General features: G+C 59.7%; 19 protein-coding genes. 11 read left to right on the top strand and 8 right to left on the bottom strand.

Translation table 11 applies throughout. The annotated features are described in order from the left end of the window. From HNH97_RS13395 to HNH97_RS13370, 6 genes are all read right to left on the bottom strand, one after another. Window positions 1–193, bottom strand: a 193-nt coding sequence (locus HNH97_RS13395) for a hypothetical protein (RefSeq protein WP_216657666.1), incomplete at its 3' end; no start/stop codon positions are given. 361 nt (window positions 194–554) lie between these two features. Beyond that, on the bottom strand, window positions 555–2,972 hold the full coding sequence (locus tag HNH97_RS13390) for a recombinase (RefSeq protein ID WP_171791223.1): 2,418 nt from the start codon (window positions 2,970–2,972) through the stop codon (window positions 555–557). A gap of 436 nt (window positions 2,973–3,408) precedes the next feature. Beyond that, window positions 3,409–4,716, bottom strand: a complete 1,308-nt coding sequence (locus HNH97_RS13385; RefSeq protein WP_171791222.1) for an LLM class flavin-dependent oxidoreductase — start codon at window positions 4,714–4,716, stop codon at window positions 3,409–3,411. Window positions 4,717–4,738: 22 nt separating this feature from the next. Beyond that, a complete protein-coding gene (locus HNH97_RS13380) occupies window positions 4,739–5,683 on the bottom strand; it encodes a 2-hydroxyacid dehydrogenase (RefSeq protein WP_171791221.1) in 945 nt (314 codons plus the stop codon). Beyond that, on the bottom strand, window positions 5,680–6,975 hold the full coding sequence (locus HNH97_RS13375; protein ID WP_171791220.1) for an MFS transporter: 1,296 nt from the start codon (window positions 6,973–6,975) through the stop codon (window positions 5,680–5,682). The genes HNH97_RS13380 and HNH97_RS13375 overlap by 4 nt, the downstream gene beginning before the upstream one ends. A 63-nt stretch (window positions 6,976–7,038) precedes the next feature. After that, window positions 7,039–9,408, bottom strand: a complete 2,370-nt coding sequence (locus tag HNH97_RS13370; RefSeq protein WP_171791219.1) for a TonB-dependent receptor — start codon at window positions 9,406–9,408, stop codon at window positions 7,039–7,041. 262 nt (window positions 9,409–9,670) lie between these two features. Between HNH97_RS13370 and HNH97_RS13365 the strand changes: the two genes are divergently transcribed. From HNH97_RS13365 to HNH97_RS13335, 7 genes are all read left to right on the top strand, one after another. Continuing rightward, window positions 9,671–9,880 carry a hypothetical protein gene (locus tag HNH97_RS13365; protein ID WP_171791218.1) on the top strand — a complete coding sequence of 70 codons (210 nt, stop codon included), beginning with the start codon at window positions 9,671–9,673 and terminating at the stop codon, window positions 9,878–9,880. 81 nt (window positions 9,881–9,961) lie between these two features. Continuing rightward, the gene (locus HNH97_RS13360) at window positions 9,962–10,684 is read left to right on the top strand and encodes a GntR family transcriptional regulator (RefSeq protein WP_227744363.1); all 723 of its coding nucleotides are present in this window, start codon (window positions 9,962–9,964) and stop codon (window positions 10,682–10,684) included. Window positions 10,685–10,769: 85 nt separating this feature from the next. Beyond that, on the top strand, window positions 10,770–11,873 hold the full coding sequence (locus HNH97_RS13355; protein WP_171791217.1) for a phosphotransferase: 1,104 nt from the start codon (window positions 10,770–10,772) through the stop codon (window positions 11,871–11,873). Further along, on the top strand, window positions 11,870–13,225 hold the full coding sequence (locus HNH97_RS13350; RefSeq protein WP_244949462.1) for an aspartate aminotransferase family protein: 1,356 nt from the start codon (window positions 11,870–11,872) through the stop codon (window positions 13,223–13,225). Before HNH97_RS13355 ends, HNH97_RS13350 begins: the two co-directional genes overlap by 4 nt. Before the next feature lie 53 nt (window positions 13,226–13,278). Continuing rightward, window positions 13,279–14,541, top strand: coding sequence for an NAD(P)/FAD-dependent oxidoreductase (locus HNH97_RS13345; RefSeq protein WP_110914352.1), 1,263 nt, complete (start codon window positions 13,279–13,281; stop codon window positions 14,539–14,541). 554 nt (window positions 14,542–15,095) lie between these two features. Next, a complete protein-coding gene (locus tag HNH97_RS13340) occupies window positions 15,096–16,469 on the top strand; it encodes an NAD-dependent succinate-semialdehyde dehydrogenase (protein WP_171791216.1) in 1,374 nt (457 codons plus the stop codon). A 315-nt stretch (window positions 16,470–16,784) separates the two neighbouring features. Then, window positions 16,785–17,174 carry a hypothetical protein gene (locus HNH97_RS13335; protein ID WP_244949461.1) on the top strand — a complete coding sequence of 130 codons (390 nt, stop codon included), beginning with the start codon at window positions 16,785–16,787 and terminating at the stop codon, window positions 17,172–17,174. Between the two features lie 295 nt (window positions 17,175–17,469). On the opposite strand, the gene HNH97_RS13330 is transcribed toward HNH97_RS13335, so the two are convergent. Then, the gene (locus HNH97_RS13330; RefSeq protein ID WP_171791215.1) at window positions 17,470–18,069 is read right to left on the bottom strand and encodes a PadR family transcriptional regulator; all 600 of its coding nucleotides are present in this window, start codon (window positions 18,067–18,069) and stop codon (window positions 17,470–17,472) included. Between the two features lie 351 nt (window positions 18,070–18,420). Between HNH97_RS13330 and HNH97_RS13325 the strand changes: the two genes are divergently transcribed. Genes HNH97_RS13325 through HNH97_RS13310 form a run of 4 tightly spaced genes read left to right on the top strand, consistent with a single transcriptional unit; the run spans window position 18,421 to window position 22,634 of the window. Beyond that, a complete protein-coding gene (locus HNH97_RS13325) occupies window positions 18,421–20,622 on the top strand; it encodes a TonB-dependent siderophore receptor (protein WP_171791214.1) in 2,202 nt (733 codons plus the stop codon). Then, complete coding sequence (locus tag HNH97_RS13320) at window positions 20,606–20,908, top strand: hypothetical protein (RefSeq protein ID WP_171791213.1); 303 nt, start codon at window positions 20,606–20,608, stop codon at window positions 20,906–20,908. The genes HNH97_RS13325 and HNH97_RS13320 overlap by 17 nt, the downstream gene beginning before the upstream one ends. After that, window positions 20,905–22,356, top strand: a complete 1,452-nt coding sequence (locus HNH97_RS13315) for a PepSY-associated TM helix domain-containing protein (protein ID WP_171791212.1) — start codon at window positions 20,905–20,907, stop codon at window positions 22,354–22,356. Before HNH97_RS13320 ends, HNH97_RS13315 begins: the two co-directional genes overlap by 4 nt. Next, window positions 22,353–22,634 (top strand): hypothetical protein, encoded by a 282-nt coding sequence (locus tag HNH97_RS13310; protein WP_171791211.1) that lies wholly within the window; start codon window positions 22,353–22,355, stop codon window positions 22,632–22,634. The genes HNH97_RS13315 and HNH97_RS13310 overlap by 4 nt, the downstream gene beginning before the upstream one ends. Before the next feature lie 624 nt (window positions 22,635–23,258). Here HNH97_RS13310 and HNH97_RS18475 read toward each other — a convergent pair. Further along, window positions 23,259–23,938 (bottom strand): GNAT family N-acetyltransferase (locus HNH97_RS18475; RefSeq protein ID WP_244949459.1); only part of this gene is annotated, 680 nt, incomplete at its 5' end.

Raw genomic sequence — 23,938 nt, 5'->3', positions numbered from 1 at the left:
CGCCATGCCAGCCACCACCACCGGGGCCACCGCGTCCCCCACCGGGACCGCCGCCGCCGCCCGGACCGCCACCACCATGGCCGCCGCCGCCACCCGGCCCATGCTGCGCATGCGCCGCCGACAGGGTCAGGACCGGCGCAACCGCCAGTGCCATGGCCATCAACGCCATCGCACAGTATCTTGTCTGCTTCACCACGTTTCTCCTCCACTGGCGGCCCATGCCATGAACTGCCACGATGTTCGCGCATGACCCGTGGGCTTCACAAGATATAGTGCTGCATGGGACCTGCGTGAATGATGGGGGCCATATTCTAACATTTCGTGACATTTTGATGTCCCGAGCCGTAATGCCATCATCGTGACAGGCGAAAAACGTCAGAAGTTTCTGGTGAAGCTTTTTCCAAGAAGCTTCAAAAGAACGCCGCCTTTTCAGGTCAAAAGGCGGCACCCAAAAACTTTCATGACTTCATCAAGGATTATTCAGGACCACGTTTTTATCGAAATCCAGACACTGTACCAAACGGTAAGGCACGCAGGTTCCCCCCACCTTCACGTCAGATGGGACAGACCCCACTGGCACATTGCAGATGCGCCCAGTCCACCACTTCCTGCACATCCTCGTCATGGATCGTGGCGGCAATGGCCGCGAATTTCCCGGCGGAGACTTCCTCCTCCGGCAAATATTCGTAACCAAGGCCGGAATCCGGACGGCTGGGCAGCACGGCACAGCAGCGCACATGTGGCTGGTGGGCCGCCACCATCGCCCGGAATCCCTCCAGGTCATGGCGGTCCGTATAGATCTTGAGCGTATAGGACACCTGATTGCCCTGCGTGGCGCCGATCCAGTATTTCTCCAGCAGTTCCAGCCAGCGATACTGCTCTTCCGGCGTAGCCTCGGGCGCCGTGACCACCCGTTCCCCCATGCCCAGACGCTGGATCAGCGGCACGGTGGGAAAGCCGACGATGCTCATGCCCGGGAAACTGCGCAGCGAACGCACCGGGTAGCCCTTGCGCTCATAGGCCGGAAGCAGCGGGTCGGTCCCGGCCTCCCACGTGCCATCCGCGCGCTGCACGCCCTTGAACTGCACCCAGCGCAGATACTGCCGCCGTGCCGGCAGGTGCGCCCCTTCCGTCAGTCCGAACAGCTTGGATGTCGTACCCGCGGGCTTGACGGTCGTGACCGTCACGGGGCGCGCCGTGCCGGTTTCGCGGGCATAGGCGTTGGCCTCGTCCTTTGCGATGGTCGAAAGTTCCCGCACCGCCGACCAGAACGGGGCGGCGCGCTCCTCGTCCAGCAGGTCGTGGAAATCGAGGCCGAAACGCACCCACGCCCATTCATGCAGGCCCGTCGGGCCGATCCCGATGCGGTTGGTGCGGCGCACCTCCTCCCCATACAGCGCGTCCATGCGATTGGCGCGCAGCAGGAAACGCACGCCCAGCCTGACGGAATCGCGCACCCGCGCATCCCAGACCTGCGCGATGTCATGCGCCATGCGCCCGGGCTTCACATCCTCCGGCGGGACGGGACAGGCCAGCAGTGGCGCGAAATCACCAATCACGCAATATCCGCCCGTCACATGCAGCGTAATTTCGCCACACGGGTTGGTCGTGACCGGAAAGCGCGCATGTGCCGCACGCCCGGCAAGGTCCGCCAGCAGGGTCGCCGCCTCGGTCGCCTGATACCGGCCCGAACGGAAATCCCGACCATCTTCGTGTATCTTCTTGAGCCGCGCGCTGCCGGTCCGGCTGTCTTCCAGCCGGTCGCCATTAATGAATCCCGGCTCCCCATTGATCCAGGCGCAGCGGGTCGCCTCCGCAAAGACCGTGCGGGCATGTTCGGCCAGAGGACCGGCTGCAGCCGGATCGTTCACGAACCCCCAGAATTCCGCATCCACCATCACGGAATGGTTGGCCGTCCACAGGCCGCCCTCCTCCTTGGCGCGGATGAAGCGCAGCACTTCGGCGTCGCGCCACGACTTGGTGGCCATGCGCGCGGCGCGGCGGGCGCCGCCGACCTGCACCTCGACCGACAGGTAATGGTCCACACGCAACGCCTGTTCCCACAGGGGCATGCCCGTGTCACGCGCGGGCGCGATCACATGCGCCCGGATATTCAGCAACCCGCGCAGCAGGGAAATGGGGCCGGACGCAGGCCGTCCCTGCATGCCCGCGATCGGGCTGCCGGCGCAGCGGATGGCACTGAGGTCAAGGACCAGCGCACGGTCCGCGCTGCCACGGAACGCCATGGCCTCGATCACCTCGACCGCCTTGCCCCAGCCTTCGCGGCTGTCCTCGATCACATGGACAACCGTGTCGGCCCGATCCGCCATCCCCGACGCGGGCACGTCCGGCAAGACGGATGCGGCCAGAAATGCGCGGACCTGCGCGTCCATCCCCGCGTCAAAGGCCTCGATCGCCGTGCCCCACGGCACGATCTGCATATCCAGCCCGAAACGCAGCAGTCCCGCGCGATCATGCGGATAATCCGGATGCGTGGGCGAGAGGACGAAATAAAGGTCCGGCGCCTGTCCCCAGTCCACGACGCACAGTTCATCATCATAGGCCCGCCCCACGCCGGACCCATTGAGCAGCAGGTAGAATTTGGCGAACGAACAGATGGCGGTGGCGCAGTTGGTGAACATTTCCATGTTCCGCCCCGCCTGCGCGGCGTCCCCATGCTGCAGGTGGCGGCCAGAGGTCAGCAGCGCGCCGGTGGCGATGGCATTGCGCAACTGCGCGGCTTCCTGCGCCTCCACACCGGGCAGCAGCGCCGTGTTGCCCCGCGCCACGCGATCCGCCACATGGCCGAAATCCTCGTGATCGTCGGGACGGAACACGGTGCGGCGGCCAACCGCCTCCCCCATTCCCCGGTCAAGCGGACGGGCAGGCAGCGGCGACAGGCCGAATGCCCCTTCGAACGGAGTGCGCGTACGTGCGTGCACGCCGCCAAACAGCGAAAAACCTCCGTCCATGCTCCGGCTCCATCGTTCAGGCGAACGAGGGCCATGGGCAGGCGCCGGTTCGCTCATATTGTGGACAGGGATGCATCATGACACCAGATATGGTGTAGTGCACGGAGAAAATTCAGTCACAGGAAGCGAGTGACCGCTACAGGTCAGGACTTCCCTCGCCCGACTCATGAGACAGATTTTTGTAACAGCCCGGTATCCCAGAGTCGCAAAAAACACTCCTCCCGGCGTCATCGCCGGACGGGCAGGACCGCCCCCGCCACCCCAAAAGACCCACGCCCGTTGGTCCGCAGGCAGGCATGCCGTCGCCACAGGCCCGATCGGGGATTCGTACGAGGCATTGCGGGAATCCATCCGTGGCCATGTACATCGACCACCGGATCATCCTTCATCGCTCCATAATCTCATGACATGCCAATGCCCGAAGACCGCCCTGCCCTCAGGCTTCGGGCAGGTTCATACGCCTGCGCAGTCCTGTTCCCGCGGGAAAGGAAGGCAGCATGCCGCGTGCCCGCATATGGGGAATGACGAGGTCTATGAACCGGTCCAGTTCCAGTGGAAGCAGGGGCGGGCAAATATTGAATCCATCGCTCGCCCCGGCTTCCAGCCATGCCTGCATTTCATCGACCAGTCCCCGTGCGCTGGAAATACTGACGCGCGCACCAAATCCTGCGGCAATGACACCATAAAGTTCACGGATGGTAAGGTTTTTCTCCCGCGCCAGCTTCAGCAGATTATTGGCGATACTGCGCACGCGCGCATCGGTTGGTTCCGGGACCGGCCCGTCAAGGGGAAAGGCCGAAAGATCTCCCATCTGCGCGTAGAGATAGGACAGCCCAAGTTCAGGAGGAATAAGGCTGTTATAGGTATCATAGAGTTTTTGGGCATCGTCATGGGTCCGGCCGACATAGGGTGTGATCCCCGTCAGGACCTTGATGCTGTCGGGATCGCGTCCATGCCCGCGCGCCATGTCCCGCAGGGTCTGGCGATACTGGACGGCGGTTTCGATATCATGCGGCACGGCATAGACGATGTCCGCATGACGCGCGGCGATTTCCATACCGGCCTGTGACGCGCCGGCCTGCACCAGCAGCGGCCGCGTGGAAGGCGTCACCGGGATATCCAGCGGCCCGCTGACGGAAAAATGTGTTCCCCTGTGGTTGATGGCATGGATTTTCGCTGGATCCTGAAAAACCGCATCCCGTTTGTCCCATTTCAGGGCATCGACATCCCACGATTTCCATAATTTGGTGACAACATCGACGAATTCCCTGGCTCGTCCATAACGGGTTTCATAATCGGGATGCTGCTCCATGCCAAAATTCCGGGCTTCGGCATCCGACCATGACGTCACGATGTTCCATCCGGCCCGCCCCCCGCTGATCCGACCAAGGGAGGCATATTTGCGCGCGATATGATAAGGCTCGTTATAGGTTGTCGAGGCCGTGGCCACCAGGCCGATATCCGTGGTGACGGATGACAGTGCCGACAGCAGGGTCAGCGGTTCAAGATCGGCAAGCTGCGATGACTGCGCCAGGGCACCATGCGGATGGTCCTGCGCCCGGATGGCCACGCCATCCGCCAGGAAGACCATGGCGAACCCTGCTTTTTCGGCCCGGGTTGCAACATTGCGGTAATGGTCGAACGAAATGCTGCCCGAGGGATCAGCCTGCAGATGCCGCCACCCTGCAGCATGATAGCCAAGGTAACGCATGGAAAGGCCAAGGATGACCGGTTTGTCCATCATTTTTCCCCTGCATGAGAAAGGTTCAGTACCCACGTTCCGGCAGGTAAAGCAGCTTTGGCGCGTGCCCCTTCATGACGGATGCAATCACATCCGCCGTATAGCGCGCCCGCGCCGCGCGGGAGGCCTCCGCCGCGACATGGGGCGTGACGATCACCCGGGGATGCGCCCATAATGGGGAGGAGGCCGGCAGGGGTTCGGTGGCAAAGACATCCATGACCGCACCGGACAGGATGCCCCGATCGAGGCAGTCCAGCACATCCTCCTCCACAACCTGCGTGCCGCGCCCTACACTGATCAGGGCCGCCGGCGCGCGCAGGCATGACAGCAGTTCACGATTGATCAGTCCGCGCGTTTCCCCGGTCGCGGGCAGCAGCGAGACGAGGATGTCCGTCTGGCCCAGGAATTCCCGGCGCTGCCCGTCGCCATGGAAACACTCCACACCCGCGACATCCTTCGGACTGCGCGACCATCCACGCACGGCAAATCCCGCCCGCACCAGGCGTTGGGCGACATGCGTGCCCAGATTTCCCAATCCCATGACCCCGACACATGTTTCCGTGCTGGTGGGTGCGGACTGGCCATCATTGTGCCATTCATGCCGCTGCTGGCGCAAAAACCACTGCCGCGTGGGACGCAGCAGGGAAAATGCCGCCCACGTCACGTAATCCCCCATCTGCACCGTGGCATCATCCGTTCCCATGCGTACCAACGGGACATGCCGGGGCCATGAGGGATCAGCGGTAATATGGTCCACCCCCGCCCCGGAACTGATGATCGCCCTGAGGTTTGCCATCTGCGCCAGGCGACCCGGATCAGGTTCCCAGACAAGGGCGAAATCCACTTCCTCCGGACGGATATCGGGGTCATTCCACCCCGCCACACGCAGGCCAGGCGCATATTTCGCAAACAGGGCCTTCCATTCCCCCATGACCTCCGCAGAGCCGGACTTGATGATCAGACACGTCATTTCTTGCACCCGGGTTCGGGCCGGACAATGAACTTCCGGCTCAGGAAGACACAGAGAATACTGGGGATCGCAACAATCGCCAGATAGATGCCCGGCATGATGCTGCTGTGGAACCTGTCAATCAGTATTGTAACAATCATCGGCGTGAACCCACCAAATACAAGCTGCCCCAACGCATAACTGACGGCAATGCCACTTGACCTGTTCCTTGACTGGAACATTTCGGCAAACAGCGCCGGAACATTGGCGTAATATCCACAATATATGATGACCGACAGGATGGACTGCACCAGTATGCCGATGACGACCGACGGGGAATGGACAAGCAGCATGAACAGGGGCACCGCGATGCCGCCCCCCACGGCGGCACAGGTCATCATCAGCCGTCGCCTGTCCACCAGATCACCAAGCAGGGCGCACAGGGGTGGGAAAATGATCGTCAGGATGCTGGAAACGATCGTGCCGATCATCGCCTGTGACGCCTTCATGTGCAGCAGCGTCATTTCCAGCGTCGGCATATAGACATTGATATAGGACCCGGCAGCGCCCAGTCCCATCAGCACGGCCGCCGTCACGACCTTGCGCTTTTCCGTGAACAGGATCTCACGCAGTGGAAGGTGGCTTTCATGCCTGACGAATTCAGGGGATTCATCCGCACGCAGGCGAAGCCACGTGATGGCCGGTCCCAGCGCCATGCCAAGCAGGAACGGCAACCGCCACGCCCATGCCTGGATCTGCGCGTCGGAATAGACCTGATGCAGAAGCCATGCGAGGAACGACGCCAGTGTTATGGAAATGCCCGATGCGGACCATTGCAGGCTTGAATACAGCCCGCGCCGTGCGGGGTTGCGTTCCGACAGCATGGCGGCGGCGGTCCCGAATTCCCCCCCGGCGGCAAATCCCTGCGTCAGGCGCGACAGCACGATCCCCACGGACGCCACCGGCCCCAGCGTGGCATAGGACGGCATCAGGGCCAGCAGGGCCGTGCCCAGCGTCATCAGCATCGTCGAAAGGACCAGGCCACGCCTGCGCCCGTTACGATCCGCATAGGACCCCAGCCATGCGGCCCCCAGTGGCCGCGCCACCATGGCGATTCCAAAGCTGCCGAAACTGGCGATCAGCGACAGGGACGAATGGCGGTCGGCAACGGGAAAGAAAAGGTGGGAGAAGGTGACGGCAAACAGGCCATACAGCATCAGGTCATACCACTCCAGCGCCGACCCCAGGGCGGTCGCCGTGATGGCCAGCCATGAGGGCTGTGTCCTGACGGCTGGCAAGGTACTGGTGTCCATCACGTTCTCCATATTGGTCTGTCCCTCCTCCCGCTTCCCTTTTCACATGACCGGCCGCATTCCTCAGAAACCGGTCGAGACGGAGACCATTCCCGAAAAGCGTCCCCCCGTGATGTAGGTGGGTGACGACCCGGCAATCTGTGTCGTGCCATTCATGGCTGTCGTGGTCTTGGCGTTTGAGGTCAGTCCCCATGCGCCGGAGAGGTATTTCTCGTTCCCCATGTTGATGAGGTTCAACTGGATCTGGGGACGCTTGAGAAAAGCGATATCGCGGAAACGGTATCCCAGCCCGAGATTGGCGGTTTCATAGGACGGGATCTTCTGGTCGTTCATGAAGGTCGAATATTCGGAACCTATGTAATTGAACGAGAAGTTTCCAAACACCGTACCGTCATCATAGGACAGCCCGATCGAGCCGGAGAATTTGGGGCTGAGGACGGCGGTCTTTCCCTTGGTGGGCAGGTAGCTGCCGCTGACCGGCAGGTTGCTGTCGATGGTCGCATGCAGGAACTGCCCCGACAGGTAGGGGGAGAAATGATGCCAGCGCGGCAGGCTGATTTCCCCGCTGATCCCCCGCGTGGTCTGTCCCCCCGCACTGATGGAGGAGGTAATGGTCGTCCCCTCGACAAGGGAATTGCTGGTAATCTGGCGGTTTGTGAAGTTGTAGTTGAAAAGAGCAAGCGAGAGGTTGAAGTATTTCCCATAATGGCGGTAGCCGAGTTCCTCGGCAATCGAGAATTCAGGCTTGATCGTGCCCAGCGTATGCTGGCTGGTCATCTTGCCTGTGGTCGCGCTGAACATGTCGATCGACGGGGTGATGGCCGCAGCCTCGCGGAAGGCCGTGGTCGCGTTGAAATAGACCTGATCGCGCGGGTCGATCTGGAAACTGATGGCGGCACGCGGCAATGGCTCCGCATCACTGAACCCGGTCTGGTACTGTGCGCCCGGTATCGCGTTGGTCGCGGTGCGTGTCAGCATGACTTCCTTGAACCCTGCCGAAACTTTCAGGCGGTCATGCAGGAAGGAATAGGTATCGGCAATCGTCAGCGCATTGGTCTGCTGGATCACATGGGCGTTCCACTGCAGCAGTCGCTGCCCGTTCTGCGCCAGCACGGGATCCGCGCCCCATTTGTTGGTCACGTTCCCCGCCGCATCCGGAATCGTATAGGAGGGATCCTCGGTATAGTTGACATAGGAATACCAGTAGCCGACCTGCAGGTCGTTATGCCCGGCCTTCCAGTCCAGTCCGGTATTCAGGCCAAAGGTGGATTCCGTGAAATGATCGACGGATTCCGCAACCGTGCTGGTGGGCGTGCCGGCCGGGAACTGCAATGTACCGGCAGACTGCGTTCCCAGATATTCGCCCGTCTGGTTCAGCGTCGATCCGCCGTTCAGGACCCCGTCCACATCGAAGATATAGGGGGTCGCCGTCAGGGTCAGGTTGTGGCCAAGGTTGAATTTCATGTTCACGCCGGCACGCGCATGTCGCCATTCGTACTGGTGGAATTTGTAGTAATTGGTATTTTTCCCGGTATAGGTCCGGCTGTAATTGTAATCCCATTTCATGGTGTTCCACTGTTCCATGGTGGGATAGGTATAAAGGTCTTCGGCCACGTCATTATAGGACATGAAAGCGGAAACATGGTTTCCCTCCCCCCAGTCCTTGGCGGCCTTGAAATCCAGATGCCACCGGTTCAGACCGCCGGGACCGCGCCAGTTGGTGGCCGTGGTATCGGAAAATGAAACGTAGGAGCGCACGCCGCTATGGCCGATTTCGCCGGTGTCGAAACGGGCAAATTCACGCTTGAGGTCATTGCCACCATAGGTCAGGTCAAGATACCCGCCCATCCGACGCGCCGGATCACGCAGTTTCGCGCTAATCAGTCCCCCCACCGCGCTGTAGGTCGGGGCCATGATGTCGGGGGAACCGGGGGTGACCGTGATGGAGGCCAGGTTTTCGGTATCCGCCCATCCCGATGATGTGGGATTGTAATACAGCACGTCCGAAGGGTTCATGCCCTCCAGTTCGTAACCCAGTTCGTTCTGGTTCATCCCGCGGATTGAAACGCTCATCCGGTCGGTGGCCCCGGTCGGATCGGCAGTGGCGACAATGACGCCGGGCGTATTGCGCACAAGGTTGAGGGCGTTGGTCGTGGGCGACTGTGACGCGATATAGTCACGGGTCACGCCACTCTTGGAGAACGGATCGCTCTGCCGTGGCATCAGCCCACCCCCCGGCGTCGTCCCGGTCACGCCGTTTGGCGTTACCCTTCTGACGACATTTATCTTTTCCGGCGCAACCTGATGCGCCTGCACGCCCGTCTGCCCGTCCGTCCGGGCGGGTGCCGGTTTGGGGGACGACGCCGTGACGCGCGAGGAACGCGCCTGCTGTGGTGTCGTGACGGGTGCTTCCTGCGCGAAGGCTGCGCACATGCCCTGCCCGTTCACCAGAACAGCCGCACCGAGAAATAGAAGATGCCTGTGATTCACAGAAAGACGATGCACGTAACTCTCCTGCGGCAAGAAGTTATGGCGTTTTTCCGGTCATCCACCCACGCTGCAAAAGCTGTCAGCGCGGCACCGGCAAGCTGGTTCGGTATACGCAAAACCCGTGATTCAGCCTTGCTGGGGCCGAAGTGATATTTGGATGCTAATTCAAAACAAACTTTGATGTCGAGGGGATTCTTGACGGAAAATGGCGGATACAGGCGTAATTACACGCGATATTCAATTAATCCGTTATAAAGAAATGGAAAAACGTCCGGTATTCCAAGACCCGGAAAATTCCGCTCGGTATACAACGAATCGTTTCGGAATGCGTTCCGAAAATACCGGATTTCCCAGAACAGACCCATTACGTTTTAAAATATCTTTATATAACAATGTATTATTAGTTTTTACCTGAAAATTCAGGCAATTCTTTTCCGTATGCCGAAAATGCAATCGACAGAAATATCGGCCCCATGATACTCATGCTGGACCTACCTTGAAACCGCGCGCTACGGGCAATTTCATGCTGAACTCCGTCACTCCGCATACCGGGGAAGAACTCTACGCCATCCTGCGGCGTGACATGATCGACAGCAGGGCCAAGGGGGGCACCGTCCTTCAGGAACAGAAAATCGCGGAACAGTACGGCGTCAGCAGGACCCCGGTGCGTGAGGCGCTGCAACGCCTGCACCAGGACAACCTGATCGGGCGCAAGGGGCGTTTTTATGTCATCACATCCCCTTCCCATGAACAGATCCTTGAAATTTACGAGTTCCGTGAGGCGATAGAGGCCTCATCCGTCGTCCTGTGCTGCCAGCGCGCCACGGCAGCGGAAATCACCGCGATCGAACATCATCTCGAGGCGCAGTTCCGCGCGGCGGAACAGGGGCATTTCTATGAATTCGAGCGACTGGACACATTGTTTCATGCCGCCATCGCCGATGGTTCGCACAACAGGCTGTTACGGCACCAACTGGAAATCAGTTACGACCAGATCTGGTTCTCGCGCGTGGGAAACCTTGTGTCCCTGCCCGATTATTCCGTGGAGGCCACGCTTTCCAGCCATCAGCGCATCATGTCGGCGATACAGCGCCGGGACGTGGATGTCGCGCGCGCGGAAATGAACAGCCACCTGCGCAGCGCAATTGAATTGAGCCAGCGCGCCTGCGCGTCACGACGGCGGCTGCCACGCGGCAGAAAGGGCGCAACCCCATCATGAGGCATGGCATGCAACCCGCCACGTCATTACCCCATGCGCGGGGCATGCATGCCATTTCCCCCAGTAGCGGCAGGGACATGCGGCGATGAACACACATGACGGCCTGTCGGCGATATTTGAACAGTACGGGAATATTTCCCGACCGTTCACCCACATGCCCCCCGAAGAAGCACTGGCAATCGCGCGGGAACATTACGGCGCAGACGGCGACATCCGCCACCTTCCGACGGAAAAGGACGACACGTTCCACATCCGCTGCGCATCCGGGCGGGGCTTCATCATGAAGGTGGAGCACCCGTGCGAACCGCGCGAGGATGTGGCGTTCCAGACGGCACTCCTTGATGACCTGACGGAAAACGCGCCCGACCTGCCCGTCCCGCGCGTGATCCGTACACAGCACGATGCCCCGGTCCTTGTGCATACCGACCGTGCCGGGCAGGAACGGCAGATACGGCTGCTTTCCTATCTGCAAGGCGTACCACTCGACCATATTCCGACATCGGCGGACGGACGCCGCAGGATCGGCGCACAGCTTGCACGGTTGCGGCACGCGCTGGCAGGTTTCAGCCATCCCGGTGGCGACCGGGCCATCATCTGGGACGTGCGTCGCCTGCCTGACCTGCGCCCCCTGCTGTCCCTCATCGAGGATCCCTCGCATCGCGCATGCGCGCAGGCGGCAATGACACGCTTCATGGACCTGCTGCCGGACATCAGGAAACTGCGCACCCAGATCCTGCATAATGACTTCAACCGCTCCAACATCCTCGCACGCGCGCATGATGATGAAACCCTTGCCGGAATCATTGATTTTGGCGATGCGCTGCGCACTGCCATCGCCATCGACGTGTCCACGGCGATGGTGAACCAGTTGCCCCAGGATGTGACACCGGATGCCGCAGCCTTCCTGTCCGCCCCGCGCGATGTCCTTCACGGCTATGTGGAACATGCCGACCTGCAGCCTGCGGAAATCGGGATGCTGGGCCACCTGCTCATGGCGCGCCTGCTGACGCGCGCGCTCATCACCACATGGCGCGCCGGGATGTTTTCCGAAAACCGCGCCTATATCATGCGACATTCGCAGGCAACATGGAAACAACTGGCATGGTTTGTCGAACGTGACGCGGACACAATCTCGGATCTGTTTGTTTCGGACACACCTTTTTCAAATCGCATGGGATGCAAGGCATGACCGCAAAGCCCTCCACCCTTGGTCGCATGGTCAATGGTTTCGATCCTGCCGCGCCATCGGACATGGATGAACGGACCCGCGACGATATCGCCCGGCGCCAGAAACTGCTTGGCCCCGCCTACCGCCTGTTCTACCGCACGCCGGTACAGGTGGACCATGGCAGGGGTGTTCACCTGTATGACCGCGACAACAACGAATATCTGGATGCGTACAACAACGTCGCCTCGGTCGGTCACGCCAACCCGTATGTCACCGACGCCATCATGGCGCAGGCGCAGCGACTGTGCACGCATACGCGCTACCTCCAGGACGGGATCCTGGATTATGCGGCGGACCTCCTGCCGTCCTTTGGCGGTCGCATCGCCAGTGATGGACACATGATGTTCACCTGCACCGGGTCGGAAGCCAACGACCTGGCCATGCAGATCGCCATGCACCATACGGGCAACCGGGGCATCATCATCACGTCAGAGGCCTATCACGGAAATTCCTACCTGACGTCACGCTTTTCCCCATCGCTTGGTGAAGGCGCCCCGCTGGGAACGTGGGTGCGCCGCGTGTCCTCACCGGATTCCTATCGCATTCCCCCCGACGAAATCGCCGCGCGCATGGTGCGTGAAGTCACGGCCCAGATCGAGGACCTGCAACGGCGTGGCGAAGGTCTTGCCGCCTTCATCGCAGATTCGGTCTTTTCCTCTGACGGGATCTACACCACCCCGGTCGATATCCTGCCACAGGTTGCCAGGGTGGTGCATGCGGCGGGCGGCATCATGATCGCCGATGAGGTCCAGTCCGGTTTCGCCCGTACGGGGGACCGGTTCTGGGGATACCAGCGGCATGGCCTGGACCCGGATATCGTGACGCTGGGCAAGCCGATGGGCAATGGGTATCCGGTGGCGGGACTGGCGGTGGCGCACGATGTCGTTGCCGCCTTCGGCCGGGACCGACGCTACTTCAATACCTTTGGCGGCAACAGCGTGGCCATTGCGGCCGCACGCGCGACACTGGACTTCATCCGTGCCGAAGGGTTGCAGGACAATGCACGCGATGTCGGCGCGTTCATGCGGCAGGAATTGAAAAACATCATGACCGGTGCCCCATGTATCGGCGATGTGCGCGGCGCGGGACTGTATATCGGGGTGGAGATCGTCCAGCAGGGCACCACACGCGCCGATCCTGCCGCCGCCGCCCGGATCGTCAACGCACTGCGTGAACGGCGTATCCTGATTTCCGCGACGGGCCATGACGCGAATATCCTCAAGATCCGTCCGCCCCTCATCTTCTCGCGTGATGATGCACAACGCCTGTGCGATGCGCTCCACGCCATCGTCAAGGATGGCAGGCAGGCATGACATCCGCAGGGCACTGAAACATCGAAAATACGTACGGACTGGATAAACCTGACATGAATACTTCATCAGTCACCAGTTGTGACGTCGTCGTTGTCGGCGCTGGAATTGCCGGCCTGACCGTCGCGCTGGAATTGAAACGTCGCGGCCTGAATGTCGTCGTCCTCGACAAGGGCGCGCCGGGATATGAGCAGTCCAGCCGCAACTGGGGATGGGTCAGGAGCATCAGTCAGGACCCGCATGAAATCGAACTGTCGCTCGACAGTCGCGCGCAGTGGCAGGAATGGGCAAGGCAGGCGGATTTCGGATACCGGCAATGCGGCCTCATTTCCCTTGCCCGCAATACAGAGGAAATGAACAACCTGCTGGCATGGAAACGCTCCGTCGGGTCCTTTGCCGATGATATCGAAACGCTGGGCCCGCAGGCCATTCGCCAGCACCTTCCCCAATCGCAGGGGAAATGGACGGGCGCGCTTTACAGTTCCCATGACGGGGTTGCCGAACCCGATCGCACGATGGCCTTCCTGATGGACCTGGCGCAGCGCGAACAGATCGTCATCGAGGCCAATGTTGCGGTCAAGGCGATTGATGTCGCGGGCGGCAAGGTGCAGGGCGTCATTACGGAAACAGGACGCATCGCCGCGCCGCAGGTTGTCGTTGCGACCGGGATATGGTCACGCTGGCTGTGCGAGGGGATCGGCATCGCCCTTCCCCAACTGCGTGTCATCGCCTCGGTCATGAGGACCGCGCCCGTGGCGGATGGCCCGGAACCTGTTGTCGCCTCCTCCAGCTTTTCGGTACGCCGGCGCATGGATGGCGGCTATACCGTGGCGCAGCGCAATTCGTCGATTTCCTATATCACCCCGGATACGTTCAGGTTCCTGAAGCTGTTTTTCCCGGCCTTCCTCAAGCAGCACAGGCTCCTTTCCGTGCGTCTGGGCGCGCCGTTTGTCGAACACCTGTATCTGGACCGGCAGTTTGGCGCGGGGAAGCCCAACCCGTTCGAAATTTTCCGTCGCTGCGACCCGACGCCCGACCGCAGGACGCTGTTGCGCACCATGGCGCGCCTGCGCGATGACATGCCGGTTTTCCGGCAGGCACGGATCATGGACATGTGGGCGGGCGTCATCGATGTCACGCCGGATTCACGCCCCATCATCTCGGACGTCGCAACCTGCCCCGGACTCTACCTTTCGACCGGCTATTCCGCGCATGGGTTCGGACTGGCCCCGGGGGCAGGCAGGCTCGCGGCGGATATCGTGACCGATACTGCGGGCTGGCGTGAACGCGCCAAGGCCTTTGCCCTTTCACGCTTCTGAACAGGCACCGCTAGGGAAGGAAAAACCGAATCCCCTCCCTGCCATGATGATCCCGGACCGCAGGAGGCTGTCACCTGCGGTCTGGTCCCTGATGATTGCTGGAGATGCACCGGCCACTTTTCGTTGCATCCTCGCCGGAGCATCGCGGTGCCGTCATCAGCACGGACGGGGCCGTGGGGGTCGTTCCCACAGATGATCCTCCCGCAGCGACCGATGTCGCATGGCCGGATGCCTGAAACAGGCTCTGGCGACCATATGGTGTTCAAACCTGCGTGATGAGGGCGGCAGCCCGTTGTCGCCTGCACGGCCTGCTCCACCGCGAATGTCTGCGTCCGGGCACCGATATTCCCGTGGGTGTACCCCTGCCCTGTCCCCAGCGTGCATTGACACGCTACGGAGGAATATAGTCACGATAGGGAGAGCGTTCCCATACAGGTCGCCTCTGCCGGGAGCATTCCGCTGACCTGACAACCCGTTCCCGCGTTCAGAAAATGCAAATCTTCGTCCGCTTATAAAGCGGCGAGCAGTGCTGCAACCACAAAGGACATGACAACATGACCAGTCCCTATCGCACCATCAATCCGGCCACCGGAAAAACGGAAAAGGTCTTTGACCTTCATGACGACAGGACGATGCTGGCGAAGCTGTCCACCGCCCATCAGTTCTGGGAAAGTGACTGGCGGCACCGTTCCATCGCGCAGCGCAAGACACTCATGCTCAAGGCGGCGGACATCCTGCGTCGGGACAAGGAAAAACATGCCCGTCTGATTTCCATCGAAATGGGCAAGATCCTGCCCGAGGCCATTGGGGAAATCGAACTTTCGGCCGATATCCTCGCCTATTACGCACAAAAGGCGGAAACCTTCCTCGCACCGCGTGAACTGCCGGTGGCGCAGGGCCATGCAACCGTCACCAGCGAACCGCTGGGCATCATCTATTGCGTGGAACCGTGGAACTTCCCCTATTACCAGTTGGCCCGCGTCGCGGCCCCCAACCTGATGGCGGGCAATGTCGTCATGGTGAAGCATGCGCCGAGCGTGCCGCAGTGCGCGGTGGCGTTTGAAGAACTGTTCCGCGAAGCAGGCGTGCCCGAAGGGGCCTATACCAACCTGTTCATTACCAATGACCAGTCCGAAAAGCTGATTGAACGCCCCGAAGTGCGTGGCGTCGCCCTGACCGGCAGCGAGCGTGCAGGCAGCGCCGTGGCGTCGCAGGCCGGTCGCGCGCTGAAGAAAAGCACGATGGAACTGGGCGGGTCCGATGCCTTCATCGTGCTGGATGATGCCGACCTGGACAAGGCCGTACCCATGGCCATTCGCGGGCGCATGTCCAATAACGGTCAGGTCTGCACCGCCGCCAAGCGGATGATCGTCCACAAGTCACTGGTTGAGGAATTCACGTCGCGCCTGAAGGCGGCGGTGGAGGAATTCCAGTACGGTGACCCGCTGGAACAGGGCGTCACCCACGGCCCGATGAGCAGCCAGGCCGCCATGGAACGGGCCGTGTCACAGGTGGAAAAGGCGGTCTCCCACGGGGCGACGCTGGTTGCGGGCGGCAAGAAAATTGACCGCGAAGGTTTTTTCATGAAGGCCGCGATCCTGACCAGCATCACCAAGGACAACCCCATTTTCTATGAGGAAATCTTTGGCCCCGTCGCCATTGTCTATTCTGTCGGCAGCGATGACGAAGCCATCGCCATGGCCAATGATTCGCCATACGGGCTGGGCGGGTCCATCCAGACCAGCGATGTCGAACGTGGCCGTCGCGTCGCGGCACGGATCGACACGGGCATGGTGTTCATCAACAACATTACCGGCACGGCGCCCGACCTGCCCTTTGGCGGGATCAAGAACTCCGGTTATGGTCGCGAACTTTCGGAATTCGGCATTGAGGAATTCCTGAACCGCAAACTGGTTCACACCCCCTGATCCAGCCTGCAGGCTCCGCCCCCTGTCACATGATGGGGGGCGTTTTTTTCATATGCCGCCTGCGTTGATGACATCATTATGGTTCTGGATGGCAAACCGGACGGTCTGTATCCCGTCAGGCGAATTTGGCCTCTTTCTCAACTGCATCAGAAAACATGAGAGAGATCCGATCTCCATTACAGCGGAGACGTTCATACGTTCCTCGTGCAAATAACGATGGTCTCGTTATCCCCGGGTACCTCATCATTACAATTACGACTTCCCTTTCCCGAAACAAAAAAGGCCCGGCAATGTGCCGGGCCTTCTGCTGGAGAGATGGGATCAGTTGGAACTGCTGTTGTTCTGGTTCCAGTTGCCACCATTATGGTCATCACCATGGCCGCCGCCGCGCGCGCGCCAGTTGCCATTCTGGCTGTCGCCACCACGGTTGCCATGCTCGCCGCCGGGACCATTGTTCTGGTCGCCGCGGTTTTCACCACCGCGATCACCACGGTCGCCACCGGAGCCGCCATTCTGGTCACCACCGTTCTGGCGGTCGCCGCCCTGGCCCTCATGATTGCCATGACCACCATGCCTGCCGCCGTGATGGCCGTGACCACCGTGGCCACGATGTTCGCCCTGCTCGCTACCCTGGTTCTGGTCAGGGGACTGGGCCTGAGCGGCCAGCGGAAGGGAGACGCCAAGAGCAAGGGCAAACAGAATTGAACGCTTCATCATATATCCTTTAATTCGACCTTCCATACATTGTACCGCATGAGCGGAAATATAAGGTCGAACGATGTAACAGAGAGTATCGGGAATATCCGGGCCAGAACTCATGTCCTTTCATGGGCCGGTACTATTCCGGTGAATGTTCCAGATATCCGGATGGGTATTCTGGAGCGTGAGCAACCTTTATTCAGGCACTCACAAACCACGCCATGACATTCCGTAAAAACAGATCCTGTACATGGCGGGATTATGGGTATTCCCGGCCCGGACGGGCGGGGAAATCTCGCCGTCAGACCTGCCCTATTGCCCGGGCGGCATCGTCCAGCAGGGCCGCGATCTTTTCCTCGGCGTCCGTATCAAGGCCACCGTTGCGCAGCCTCAGGCGGAGCGCGGTGCGCAGGTTTTCCATGCCGCGCATGACCGGCATCGGAATATCCTTCCGGCCACCCCTGCCCTCTGCCGCACCTGTCGCGGCGCGGGCGAGGATTTCATCAAGGGCCGCACGACTGGCGGCCAGGAAGGCCTCGCCCTCCGGCGTGATGTGATAGTTCTTGCGGCCATCGGCCTCGACACCCCGGGCATAACCCGCTTCATCCAGCCAGGTCAGCGTGGGATAGATCACGCCGGGACTGGGGGCGTAGCTGCCACCGAACTTTTCCTCGATCATGCGGATCAGTTCGTAGCCATAGGTCGGCTTTTGCGCGATCAGCGAGAGGACCAGAAGCCGCATCTCGCCATAATCAAGCAACCGATGGCGCCCGCCCCGGCGGCCACCGCCGTGGTGTCCACCGCGGCCGTGATGGCGGCGGTGGACACCACTACCGGCCATGCCTTCGGGGGAGAAAGTCTGGCGGTTACGACCGCCTGCGTGTCTGTTTCTGTGTTTCATGCTTACCGATATACGTCCCGATATATCGCACGTCAAGATATATCGGAATATATTTTCTGACTTTCTGATGCTCCCGCCATTTCAGGGACCACAGGCAGTCCATCCGTCAGGCTCCTCCCCTGATCGCATGACCGAAAAGTCTCATGACGTTCCCTCTTTCCTGAATGCAGAAGCACATCGCGCGACAAGCAGATGGGACGCTGACGTCGTGGATATGGGCCGGGCCTGACGGCCAAGCAGGCCGCCCGATAATCACCTGCGAGATATATTTTGACATGTGTTGCAAGTGATTCTCATTTACGTTAAGGCTCCCCTTCCAGACGACGCAAAACGCCAGCAACGAGGTCGGGCATGCAGTGCAGCAGGGTTTTTTATGTATTTCCACTCTCATTCCTGGTGACGGGAAATGCCCTTGCGGCGGACCCGGTCGATAAACCAGCCCACCACCACCCTGCCCGGACGTCGCACGAAAAAAAGGCCACGGCCCAGCCTGCTGCGAATGCCGTGCGGGCAGAAAAGCTGGAAGTCCATGCCCGCAGGCCGGCAACGATTGCGTCCTCGGCCACGAAATCCGATACACCGCTGATTGAAACCGCCCAGTCGGTTACGGTTGTCAGCCGGAACGAAATGGATGTCCGCGGCGTGCTCAGCCTTAATCAGGCCGTGCGCTATACGGCGGGCATCACCCCGGACCTGCGTGGCGGTGGCGAAGGCACACGCTATGACCAGTTCGCCCTGCGTGGCTTTACGGTTCCGACCTTCCTTGACGGCCTGAAACTGCAGGACAGCCCGACCGGCTATGCCACGGCGCAGACAGATACGTCCCGTCTGGAACGGGTCGAGATCCTGAAGGGACCCGCATCCGCGCTGTATGGCCAATCCAGCCCGGGCGGCCTTGTCGCCCTGTCCAGCAAACTGCCGACCGACCAGAAATCCTATGGCAGCGTCACGACAACCGGCGGCATGTTCGACCTTTACCGCGTGGATGCCGATGTTGGCGGCTATGTAACAAAGGACGGCATGGTCCGCTATCGCCTGTATGGCACGGTCAATGGCCAGCACAGCCAGTTGAGCCGGACGGGAAGCCGACGCTTTTCCATCAGTCCGGCCTTCACCTTTGGCGGCAACGGGCCGACGACACTGACACTGCTGGGCAATTACCAGTACGATCCCGAAAACGGCACCTATGGCGGCGCACCGCTGGAGGGATCGCTCAGGCCCGCATCATATGGATACCTGCCACGGAATTTCTATGACGGGGACGTGCCGTTCGAGAAGTTCAACCGCCGTCAGGGCGGGATTACCTATATCTTCAACCACCGTTTCAACAGTGACTGGAGCTTCACCAGTCGCGGGCGGTATGATGACATCAGGACCATTTACCGCAGCGTGTACAATAATGGTTATTATACAAGTGATGACATGCTCAGCCGCTCCGCTTTCGGCACGAACGAGCATACGCACAACCTGACCTTTGACAGCCAGTTCAAGGGACATGTCCGCACCGGCCCCCTGCGGCATATGATGATGTTCGGCTTTGACTACATGCAGCAGAGCGCATCGGAGCTGGGATTTTACGGCAGCGCGCCTGACCTGGATGTCCTGCATCCGGACTATCACATGGTCATCCCCGCCATGAGTCCGTATCTGCATTACCAGACCAATTCACATCAGATCGGCATGTACGCACAGGATGAAATGCGCTGGAAAGGGCTGGTCGTAACCGGCAGCCTGCGTAATGACTGGTATCGTTCACAACAGAACGAATACATCTACCATTCATCCTCGCATGAAAATCCCCGGCAGATTACATGGCGGGCCTCGGCCCTCTATCATTTCGATTTCGGCCTTTCGCCCTATATCAGCTATTCGACATCCTTCCAGCCGCAGTCGGGCACCGTATCCAATGATGGGGGCAAAACGTTCCGCCAGGCCGATCCTTCCCTTGGCAAGCAGCTTGAAGGGGGGCTGAAATACCAGCTTCCGGGCACATCGCTTCTGTTCACGGCTGCGGGCTTTCATATCGAGCAGAACAACGTGCTGGTTGCCGTTGGCAACCTGGGCTACAGCACGCAAAGCGGTCTGGTCCATTCGGACGGTTTCGAATTCGAAGCCCATGCCGAGCCCTACAAGAACCTGATGATCACGGCAGCGGTCAGCGTGCAGAAAGTCCATGATGACTCAACGGGCAAGCCCCTGATCCAGTCGGGGACGGGCAATGCGTCACTATTCGCGTTCTACACCATGCCTTCGGGACCGGCAAAAGGGCTCGGCTTTGGTGGGGGCCTGCGCTATTCCAACAAATCCTATGGCGGCGAAGCCTCCTATGGCAGCGTCTGGGTGCCGCAATATGCCGTGTTCGATGCCTCGCTGCGCTATGACCTGTCCCACCTTTCCCCGTCGCTGCATGGATGGACGGCAGCGGCGAGTGTCCGCAACCTGTTTGACAAGAAGTATGTTGCGAACTGCCTGAGCTACGCCTCCTATAACCAGGAATGGTGCTATTATGGCGAGCGGCGGAATGCGCAGGCGAGCCTTGGCTTTAGCTGGTAATATCTCCCTCGCCGGGCAGGTCCTGCTGAACATCGCCTTACGCATGGTGGTGGCCCTTCCGGGCGGGTATGGGCTAGCATCCCTTGGTGGCGTGGCGCTGGGCCTGTGGCTTCCGCTGTCACGAGCGGACAGCGCCATGGCCGGAACACTTTGCGGCCTGCTGCTCTGGCCTGTCGCGTTCATTGCAGCCTTTGGCGTTTCCAGTCTGCGGCGGCTTCTGCTGGGCGTTGCCGTCTGCATGGTTTTTTTCATCCTCATGGCGTCTGCCGCAGGGTGGCAGCCATGAAAGGGTCGTTTCGCGCCTCCATGGCATGGCTCCATACCGCCTTGGGGCTGGCGACCGGATGGGTGCTGTTTGTCATTGCGCTGTCGGGTTCGCTGAGTGTGTTCCGTCAGGGCATTACCCGGTGGATGCACCCCGAACTGGGCAGTCAGCCAGTTGATCCCGTGCAGGCCTGCGGCCACGCCATTGACTGGCTGGGCCACCATGCCGGGTCGGCGACGGCATGGTACGTGACCTGCCCCACACCGGACGCCCCATTTGCGACCGGCCTCTGGCCCAACGCGCAGGGGAAATACATTCAGAGAGTCCTCGATCCGCAAAGCGGAAGCCCGGATGGCCTGCGCGATACGCTTGGGGGTGAGTTCTTTTACCGTTTCCACTTCGAACTCCAGCTTCCCTATCCGTGGGGCAGGCTGATCGCGGTCATCGCGGCCCTGGCGCTGGTCGTGGCCCTTGTGACAGGCATCATCATCCATCGACGCATTTTTTCCGACTTTTTTATATTTCGGCCGAACAAGGGACAGAGAAGCTGGCTTGATGCCCATAACCTGCTTGGTGTCGCCGCCCTTCCCTTCCATCTCATGATTTCGTTTACGGGGGCCGTCACGCTGGCCTCCCTGCTGCTGCCGTGGAGTACGCAGGCCCTCTATCACCATGATATGGCAGCGTCCTCCACGGAACTTGATCCGGCCCTGTATTCTCGCCCCGCCAGCGGTCAGCCGGGACATCTTGTGCCTATTCTTCCCCTGCTTCAGGTGGCGGACAGGTATTTCGGGGGGGCGGGCATCGCACAGATCTATGTTTTCAATCCTTCCGATCGGTCCGCCCTTGTCACGTTCATTTCCGGCAATAACCGGACGGTCAGCACTTCTGCCAGGATCATGACTTTCGATGGGATAACGGGAGAGTTGCTGAATGCGCACACCGAAGCGCGCCCCGTCATCAGGCTTTATACATTTCTCTACGGACTGCATGTCGCACGCTTTGCCCCGGCAGTGACACGCTGGCTCTATTTCCTGTCCGGTCTGGCGCTTGCCGCCGTGATCGGAAGCGGGATGCACCTGTGGGCCGTCAAGCGCCTGCGTCAGCGGCCTCATGTGGGCCATCGGATCGTCAGTCGCCTGAATACCGGGATTCTGGCTGGAACACCCTTGGCCTTTGCTGCCTATTTCCTTGCCAACCGGCTTTTGCCCTTCACGATAACGGACAGGTCCAGCGATGAGGTGCGATCGGTTTTCGTGGTGTGGGTCCTTACGCTTGTCTTTGCCCTTATCCGACGGCCTGCGCGTGCATGGCCAGAACTTCTGGATGGTAATGCATTGGCCTGCCTTACCATCGCGCTGCTCGGTATGCCGTGGGCGAATTCTGTAACATTTGGTACAGGTGTAGCCGCCTTAGGACTGTCTGGCGCTTTCAGATATGCGGCCTTCCGGTCGGGACGACAGGCATGATGGGCATGGCTATCGTATGTGGGCAATGTGCCATGTTGCTACTGGCGATGGGATCCTTGCGGGGCAGCGACATTCTTTTTCGCAAGACAGCCACGCCCCTGTTGTGTCGGTGCCTTCAGGCGGCAGCAATCGTGCTGCTTGGCCTGAGCTTTTTCCTCCAGATACACACAATGGAAACGCCTGTTATTTCTGCAGTTACCTGGATTGGACTGATCAGCATTGAAATTGTTCTGACAACCGTGATCTGCACGGCGATTGTTATTGTTAATAATATTTAGTTTTATTATTATATATATTTTATGATGAAACATTTCTCTACCCGCCAACCATACGACACTCAGAAGATTTCTGATATTTCAATTCCATTACTTGTCCCCGTATGATCTACTGCCCCATACAGGGTTGTACGCCCCGGCCTTTACCCAGATAATCGCCTTGATCCATCGCCAGTACAGCAGACGATAACCGGGTACATTCGATAAATATCGGTTATATTCACCAGGGCATATCATCAGTTAGGCCCGAGCATTGTGGCAACGAATTGAATGGCCGCGGGGAAAGTTGATTTCGGCTTGTTGTAGAGTAAGAAGTGGCGTTTCCGTAGAGTGCAGCGATTTTTTTCCTTGAGGAAATGACTGCTGCAATCTGTCGCACATCGAGCAATTTGATGAGCGGATCAGGTCAGGGAGAAGATCCTTTACCCGATCCCACTGGCTGTCACTCAGACCATACCGACGCATTCACACACTCTCTCTCGGAAAACAGAGCGAAAACATCACAGATCAAGCAGGAGTACAGGCGTCATCAAACCTCGCATCCCAACTGACGACATGCCTTAGCAGGAACCAGAAAATATTTATAAAAACCTTCATATATTCAAGGCTGTTTCCCGGATGCTCCTTTCATTCAGTCCGAAGCTGGCTATTCTCCCCAACTTCTATGCAGAGATAGCAGACAGTCTTTGCACTACTGGAGAGTACACCTTGCCCGATTTCTCTGAATCCCAACGCAGCGTGAAAGGCATCGGATACCAGATTAGGTGGATCTAAATTTACTTCACAAACGACGTGGCTGTGCCCAGCGCAGAGAGCATGGTTGAACAGATTCTTGTATAGCGCACGTGCGTAACCGTGTCCGCGTGCAGACGGGGACACGACTATTCGGTCGACATACACGAAACGTCGAAAACGCTTGCGAAACCATAGAAAGTTGGGACTGTCGTAATCGGCGTCCTGATCGAACGCCAGCAGAAACGCTTCCGCCTCGCCGATATACCGTAACCGGCCGTTTGAGGCCGCCTTATGATTGAGGATTGTGACTGGTAACTTACCGTCGTTAACGACGTCGTTATTGACGTCATTTGAGAGGTAAGAATGACCCAGGAAATCCTGATTGGCGTTGAACGCCGCCGCCGCTGGTCGGATGAACGGAAGCTGGCGATACTGGCTGAAGTTGGTGTGGATGGAGCAAGTGTATCGGATGTGGCACGTCGTGACGTGCCCCCCTTTTTGTATCCACTCAAAAGGAGAGTTCCCGTTTTTTATGGCTTGGGGTTGGTGGGATGACAAGTGTCTCGGGGGCA

The sequence above is a fragment of the Gluconacetobacter entanii genome, from assembly GCF_013155425.1.
In the GTDB taxonomy this organism is placed as follows: domain Bacteria; phylum Pseudomonadota; class Alphaproteobacteria; order Acetobacterales; family Acetobacteraceae; genus Novacetimonas; species Novacetimonas entanii.
Note: the sequence above shows the minus strand (reverse complement) of the source record. Positions and strands in the feature narration are given on the sequence as shown.